Annotated in this window: 1 protein-coding gene; it reads right to left on the bottom strand. The window is 42.3% G+C overall.

Going from position 1 to position 485, the window contains the following annotated elements:
* Nucleotides 1–475, bottom strand: a 475-nt coding sequence (locus FCS21_RS17650) for a diadenylate cyclase (protein ID WP_281279981.1), incomplete at its 3' end; no start/stop codon positions are given.
* Nucleotides 476–485: the final 10 nt, after the last annotated feature.

The following is a 485-nucleotide window of genomic DNA, read 5'->3' as shown; positions in this document are numbered from 1 at the left end:
CGTCTAGGAAAGATTGAATCACGTTTTTCTTATTTTTTGTTTTCTCTTCAGCAATTAGTTCTCTACGCAAGATTGCCAAATATTCTTGCTGGGATAAGCCAGCCATCAGTTCATTATCTAACGTGATGCTGACGTCCCCGGTTTCTTCAGAGACAACGATGGTGATCGCGTCGCTGACTTCGCTTATACCGACAGCTGCCCGGTGTCGAGTCCCGAATTCTTTAGGGATCAACATACTTTCTGATAGAGGAAGATAGGCGCTTGCTACTGCGATCTTTCCTTCTTTTACAATAACTGCACCATCATGTAGCGGTGTATTAGGAATAAAGATATTGATCAGCAACTCCCCAGTGATATCTGCATGTAAAGCAATCCCTGTCTCAATATACTCATCTAATCCAGTATGACGTTCGATAGTGATCAGTGCACCGATTTTTCGCTTGGACATATATTGGATGGCTTTGTCAAAAGACAAGATCATCTTC

It is taken from the genome of Colwellia ponticola (assembly GCF_005885605.1).
In the GTDB taxonomy this organism is placed as follows: domain Bacteria; phylum Pseudomonadota; class Gammaproteobacteria; order Enterobacterales; family Alteromonadaceae; genus Colwellia; species Colwellia ponticola.
The sequence above is the reverse complement of the archived record's forward strand: the minus strand, read 5'-3'. Positions and strand labels throughout refer to the sequence as shown.